Origin of the sequence: Anaerovibrio sp. (assembly GCF_045637405.1) — a bacterium.
Classification (GTDB): Bacteria; Bacillota; Negativicutes; order Selenomonadales; family Selenomonadaceae; genus Anaerovibrio.
Window position 1 is genome coordinate 1 of record NZ_JAZTZI010000102.1, and the last position, 6,440, is coordinate 6,440.

7 protein-coding genes are annotated in these 6,440 nt (G+C 43.3%); 5 read left to right on the forward strand and 2 right to left on the reverse strand.

The genetic code is table 11. The features are described from left to right. Window positions 1-100 precede the first annotated feature (100 nt). A complete protein-coding gene (locus ACKI5G_RS07480) occupies window positions 101-700 on the forward strand; it encodes a hypothetical protein (RefSeq protein ID WP_407399103.1) in 600 nt (199 codons plus the stop codon). A gap of 96 nt (window positions 701-796) precedes the next feature. Here ACKI5G_RS07480 and ACKI5G_RS07485 read toward each other — a convergent pair whose 3' ends face one another. Together ACKI5G_RS07485 and ACKI5G_RS07490 are read right to left on the reverse strand one after the other, a co-directional pair. Continuing rightward, a complete protein-coding gene (locus tag ACKI5G_RS07485) occupies window positions 797-1,198 on the reverse strand; it encodes a hypothetical protein (RefSeq protein ID WP_407399105.1) in 402 nt (133 codons plus the stop codon). Window positions 1,199-1,212: 14 nt separating this feature from the next. Further along, window positions 1,213-2,046, reverse strand: a complete 834-nt coding sequence (locus ACKI5G_RS07490) for a polysaccharide deacetylase family protein (protein WP_407399107.1) — start codon at window positions 2,044-2,046, stop codon at window positions 1,213-1,215. Between the two features lie 211 nt (window positions 2,047-2,257). Here ACKI5G_RS07490 and map point away from each other — a divergent pair, with 211 nt between their 5' ends. The 4 genes from map to tkt are packed head-to-tail and all read left to right on the forward strand — an operon-like array spanning window position 2,258 to window position 5,973. Continuing rightward, window positions 2,258-3,133 (forward strand): type I methionyl aminopeptidase, encoded by an 876-nt coding sequence (gene map / locus ACKI5G_RS07495; protein ID WP_407399109.1) that lies wholly within the window; start codon window positions 2,258-2,260, stop codon window positions 3,131-3,133. 28 nt (window positions 3,134-3,161) lie between these two features. Next, on the forward strand, window positions 3,162-3,527 hold the full coding sequence (gene aroH / locus ACKI5G_RS07500; protein ID WP_407399111.1) for a chorismate mutase: 366 nt from the start codon (window positions 3,162-3,164) through the stop codon (window positions 3,525-3,527). A gap of 35 nt (window positions 3,528-3,562) precedes the next feature. Beyond that, window positions 3,563-3,943 carry a RidA family protein gene (locus ACKI5G_RS07505; protein WP_407399113.1) on the forward strand — a complete coding sequence of 127 codons (381 nt, stop codon included), beginning with the start codon at window positions 3,563-3,565 and terminating at the stop codon, window positions 3,941-3,943. Between the two features lie 32 nt (window positions 3,944-3,975). Continuing rightward, entirely contained in the window at window positions 3,976-5,973 is a 1,998-nt protein-coding gene (gene tkt / locus ACKI5G_RS07510; protein ID WP_407399115.1) for a transketolase, read from the forward strand. Window positions 5,974-6,440 lie beyond the last annotated feature (467 nt).

The following is a 6,440-nucleotide window of genomic DNA, read 5'->3' on the forward strand; positions in this document are numbered from 1 at the left end:
AGGAGTTCGATTCTCCTCGTCTCCACCATATTGTAAACTAAGCCTCAGAGGAATCTGAGGTTTTTATTTTTCATTAAATAAAAGAGAAGGGGATTAGGAAATGGAAAATGTTATGCCAATGGTGGTTGCCGGTATTTTTGCACTGCTTTGCGTAATGGGGGTAGTTTACGTAAAGGTATCTGATCGTGAACTGCTGCAGGAAAAGGAAGAGGGAATCAAGACCCTGAACGGTGAAATGCAGAAACGGGATCAGGAGATTGAGGCTCTGGAAGAAGAAATACGGGAGCTGAACAGAAATAAGGAAATTCTGGATTATGTAAAGGTAAAATATCCTGTTATTGGTGATTTGATTGAGAAGGAGCATCTGGATGAGGGTACCGTTGTAAAGCGGGATGAAGCATATAATGATTACCAGCATGCCCTGGAAAGCTTCAAGCCGGCTACTGAGTATGAGGCTGAAATTCAGAAGCTGAAGGATGAACTGTATGTGGAGAAAATGGAGGGTGAATACCTGACAGTTTTCAGAAACATTGTCATCCGTAACAGTGAAAAGCTCACCGATGAGGTCGTGGTAAACAGCTCCTACAATTATGACAGGGCGATTAAAGGGGAGCCAGGCCATGCTGCAGGCTTTGACATCGACATTGATATTCTTAAGGGGGATATTAAGAAATATCATCACAAAATGGAAGATAAGTAAGCCCGCATACATAACAGCATACAAATAAAGACATAGTAAAAGGGACTGCCACGGGCAGTCCCTTTTAGGTTACAGTTAAAAAACCTATCACAAAGATTAAAAGTGGAAGTAGTTCATCATCTTCAAAGTAATTGGTTTTGCATCATCATCCTTATGCTGAAGGAGATATTTGAGTGAACCGTAGAAAAAGAAGGAATTAACAGGAATATAGCGCTTGCGCTTTTTGAAGTTTGCCCAGTATATGAGCTTGTCAAAGATAACGGTGTAATCCTCTTCTGTGGCATTGAATTTATTAATGAGACCCTTCAAACGGAAATCGTTGCAGGCATATTGATACATTCTTGAAATAAGCTCTTCTTTGGAAATGGTCTGGTAATCGTAAAATCCAAGAATAAGCTCGTTTATGACATTGTCCCTTTTTAAAATACGGCGCATGGCCAGCAGGAAGAAAACAATGAGGCCAATGAGGCAGGCGTATGATATGATGTTAGCTATCATAAATAGAAATCTCCTTATGGTATAAAAATGAGCTCTGCCAAAGTCGGATAACCGGCATCAATGAGCTTGGAACGGAAGCGTTCCATGCGTCCAACTACCGGAGCCATGTGAAGGCGAATCCAAAATCTCGGCATTACAAAATGCTGGGAACCAAAAATGGCAATGCGGTTAACAGTATATGGGTCATCACCTTGACGGACAAAATCGTTATATACGGTAAAGCCGCCCTTATAGCCAGCCTTTTTCACTTCAGACAGCACCATCTGATCATAAAAGCCACCTGGGTAGGCAATATATTCACAGAATTTAAAGGTTTTCCACTCTACGGCCAGTTTACCACCCACCAGCTGATTTACCAGCTCTGTCTGCTCAAGGGGAGTAAGCTCAAAGTGACTTAAGGTGTGACTGCCAATATAAATCTGATTTTCGCTCATTTCATAAACCTTATCCCAGGTGAGATAATTGTCAAAGCGCCCCATAAAGTCAGAAACCAGAAAGATGGTTGCCTTCATATTATGCTCTTTTAAAATAGGATAAGCATATTCATAGTTGTCAGCATAGCCATCATCAAAGGTAATAAGTACAGGATTTTCAGGCAGCTCCTTACCATCCACCAGAAAGTCATGGAGCTCATCAGGTGAAATCGTGTGGTAGCCCTTTTCCTCCAGATATTTCATCTGAGCTGCAAAATCACTGGTTGGTACTGTTAATGGATTCTTTTCAGTTGGATTAATCTGATGGTAGTTCAGCACCGGTATACCATCCTTGCTTTCACGGATATTCCATAGACCTATCATCAGGATAAGACAAAAAACAATATATATAATAGTAGGAAGTTTATTTTTCAAAATTAAGGACAATCCTTTCCGTTTAGCCTGTGGCCCATCGGACAGAGCCATTGTTTTTAATTGTAATACCCCATATATACGATGTCAATTACTGCCACAGAATAAAAATATTAATAAGTGTACAGAGCCAAGAGAAAAAACTTGCCACTTCACAATTACTATGTTTAAATAAAGATTGGACTATAGTTGTTGAAAGGAAGCATCCAATAGAATGAACAGAAATGATTTGTGTTGGTGTGGCAGTGGACTTAAATACAAGAAGTGCCATCTTGATTTTGATGATCGCATTGATTCCTATAAATATGATGTATTTAAATCTCAATGTAAGCCACCTCATAATATAATACTTACCCCGGCAGATATTGAGGGAATCAGAAAAAGTGGTGTGGTAAATGATGCTGCACTTGATCTGGCAGGAACAATGGTGGAGCCAGGTCAGAATACAGAGGCAATAGATACGGCTGTAAAGGAGTTTATCGAGAAGAATGGCGGCATTCCTGCATGTCTGAATTATGAGGGATTCCCAAAGAGTATTTGCATTTCAATTAATGAAGTAGTTTGTCACGGTATACCTTCCAAGAAAACCATTCTTAAGGAAGGGGATATTGTGAATATTGATATTACCACCATTTTGGACGGCTATTATGCTGATGCCTCCCGTATGTTTATTGTAGGTGGCAAGACTAGCCCCGAAGCAGAAAAGCTGGTGCGGGTAGCCAAGGAATGTATGGAGCTGGGTATAGAGGCTGTTAAGCCTTGGGGCTGGCTGGGAGATATTGGTGCCGCTGTAAATGCCCATGCCAAAGCCAATGGCTATTCTGTCGTTACGGAATTGGGTGGTCACGGTGTAGGCAAGGATTTCCATGTGGAACCGTTTGTGCCACATGTAGGACAGCCGGGGACAGGAATGCTTTTGGTTCCGGGTATGGTGTTTACTGTGGAGCCGATGATTAATGCTGGCAAGTATAAGGTTACCGTTGACAAGAAGGATGGTTGGACTGTGCGTACCAAGGATGGTTCCTTGTCTGCACAGTGGGAAAAGACCATATTGGTTACCGAAACCGGCATTGAGGTATTGTCCAGTTAATAGATAAGATATTAGAGGAGGAATGGATTTGCGGGGATTACGTGGAGCTACTACTGTAGAGGAAAATACCGCCCAGGCAATTTGGACTGCAACCCAGGAAGTTGTCAGTGAAATGCTGAAGCAAAATAATGTGAAAACGGAGGATATTGGGGCGGCTATTTTCAGTGCCACTGAGGACATAACCGCAGCTTTTCCTGCCTCCGGTGCCAGAAAGCTGCCAGGCTTTGATGCCGTTCCGCTTTTTGATGCCCGCCAGATGGATGTGGAGGGAGCCATGGAAAAATGTATCAGAGTTCTCCTGTTGGTGGATACTGACCTGAAGCAGCGTGAAATCAAGCATGTTTTTTTAGGCAAGGCCGCCAAGCTTCGTCCCGATTTAGCCAATAAAAAATAAGTTATTTAATATTTATCTTGCGAGGAGGATTAACTATGAACGAGATTATTGCTACTACAAATGCCCCAGGTGCTATTGGCCCATATTCTCAGGCCGTGAAGACTACTGGGGGTATGTTGTTTGTTTCCGGACAGATTCCGTTGGTTCCTGCCACTGGTGCTGTTGTGGAAGGCGGCATTGTGGAGCAGACTACTCAGGTTCTTGAAAACCTGAAGGCTATTGTTACCGCAGCAGGCTACACCCTTTCTGATGTGGTAAAGACTACTGTTTATATTACCAATATGGGAGACTTCGGCAAGGTAAATGAAATCTATGGAAAGTATTTTACTGAAAATTGCCCAGCCCGCGTATGTGTTGAGGTGAGCAAGCTGCCAAAGGATGTTTTGGTTGAAATTGACGTAATTGCTTCCAAATAATATATTCAAGATAATCTAAGGAGTGAATTTCTTTGAGTAATGTAGAGAAAAATAGCGTAAATGCTATCCGTATACTGGCTGCAGAAATGATTCAAAAAGCCAAGTCCGGCCATCCTGGCCTTCCAATGGGCTGTGCACCGATTGCATACGAATTGTGGGGCAAGCACATGAATCATAATGGCAAGAATCCTAAGTGGGCTAACCGTGACAGATTTATTCTTTCCGGCGGTCATGGCTCTGCCATGCTTTATTCCCTGCTTCATCTCTTTGGCTATGGTCTTACCATTGATGATTTAAAGAATTTCCGTCAGCTGGATTCCCTTACTCCTGGTCATCCTGAATATGCCCATACTGTAGGTGTTGAGGCTACCACTGGTCCTTTGGGCGCAGGTATGGCAATAGCTGTAGGTATGGCAATGGCTGAAAGACATCTGGCTGCTGAGTTCAACAAGCCTGGCTATGAAGTAGTGGATCATTACACCTTTGTTTTAGGCGGCGATGGCTGTCTTATGGAAGGCATTTCCTCTGAGGCATTCTCCCTTGCAGGTACCTTGGGACTGAATAAGCTGATTGTTATTTACGACAGCAATCGTATTTCCATTGAGGGCAGCACTGACATTGCCTTCACTGAGGACGTTATGAAGCGCATGGAGGCCTTCGGCTTCCAGACCATAGATGTGGTTGATGGAACTGACTGCGCCGCTATTGGTGCTGCTATTGAAAAGGCCAAGGCTGATACTAACAGACCTTCCTTTATCCGTGTTCACACTGAAATCGGTTATGGCTGTCCTGCCAAGCAGGGTACTGCCAGTGCCCACGGCGAGCCACTTGGTGAGGAAAATCTCCAGGCTGCCAAGGAAAATCTGCAGTGGCCTGAGCAGGAAGCCTTCAAGGTTCCTGAAGAGGTTTATGCTGATTATAAGGAGCTGGCTTCCAGAGGTGAAAAGGCTGAAGCTGAGTGGAACAAGCTCTTTGCAGCTTATTGTGCCAATTTCCCTGAAGATGCCAAGCGCTGGGAGGAGTTCCATGCACCAGTGGATGCAGAGGCCCTTCTTAATAATAAAGATTTTTGGGCAAGAAATGACAAGCCTACTGCCAGCCGCGCCCTTTCCGGTAACCTTATCAACAAGTTGAACGGTATTCTGCCAAATATGTTCGGCGGCAGTGCTGATTTGGCACCTTCTAATAAGACTGAAATGAAGGGTGAGTCCTTCTTTGCCAAGGATAATTATTCCGGCAAGAACATTCATTTCGGTGTTCGTGAGCTGGCTATGAGTGCTATTGCCAATGGTATTACTCTCCATGGTGGCCTTCGTACTTTTGTGGGTACATTCTTCGTATTCTCCGACTACTTAAAGCCAATGATTCGTCTGGCTTCTATTATGGGGTTGCCTGTTACTTATGTATTGACCCATGACAGTATCGGTGTAGGCGAGGATGGTCCTACCCATGAGCCAATAGAGCAGCTGGCAATGCTCCGCAGTTTGCCAAACATTAATGTGTTCCGTCCGGCAGATGATATGGAAACTGCTGCAGCATGGTACAGTGCTGTTACCAGCACCAAGACGCCTACTGCACTGGTTCTTACCCGTCAGAATCTGGCTCCACTGGCCGGAAGCAGCAAGGAAGCCCTGAAGGGTGCCTATGTGGTATCTGATTCTTCAAAGGAAACTCCGGATGGTATTATTATTGCCACCGGCTCCGAGGTTGCTTTGGCTATTGAAGCTCAGGAAATCCTCAAGGACGAGGGCGTAGAAGTTCGCGTTGTGTCCATGCCATGTATGGATATTTTTGAGGAGCAGAGCCAGGAGTACAAGGACAAGATCCTTCCTAAGAATGTCCGTGCCCGTGTAGCTGTGGAGGCCGGCAAGGATTTTGGCTGGGGTAAATATGTGGGACTGGATGGTGCCACTGTGTGCATGACATCCTTTGGTGCATCTGCACCTGCTGCACAGCTCTTTGAGAAATTCGGTTTCAACAAGGAGAATGTGGCTGAGGCAATGAGGAAAGTTATTGCAGGATTAAAGTAAAATTTTAAATATATTCGGGCAGGTAATGGCCGCCTATCGCAAGAACACTTCGCTAAAACGATTTTTTACAATAATTAAATAGCGATAAAAATTATAACGAGCTTTAAGATGTCCCTCACCTCTTTAGGTGGGGGAAAACAAACTACAACAGCTGGCGAGCATATCTCCCAGCTCGTTGAAACGCTAATTGGAAGATTTTTCTTCTAAAGAAGAAAAATTTGAACAATGGCGTTATAACTCGCTTTGCTCAAACAAATAATTTTTATCACTAATGCAGGTCTGTAAAAAATAGTTTTTTAACGCTCAGTGTTCAACTGCTATAGGCGACCATAACCTGCCCCACTTTTTTTGATATATTTTTCATATTGTACTCAAAAAAATACAAAAAAATTTATAAAATATTTTAGTAAAGCTATTTGAAAAATTGTGCAAATCAGGTTGAAAATAAGTTAAAAATGAGTAGGTGT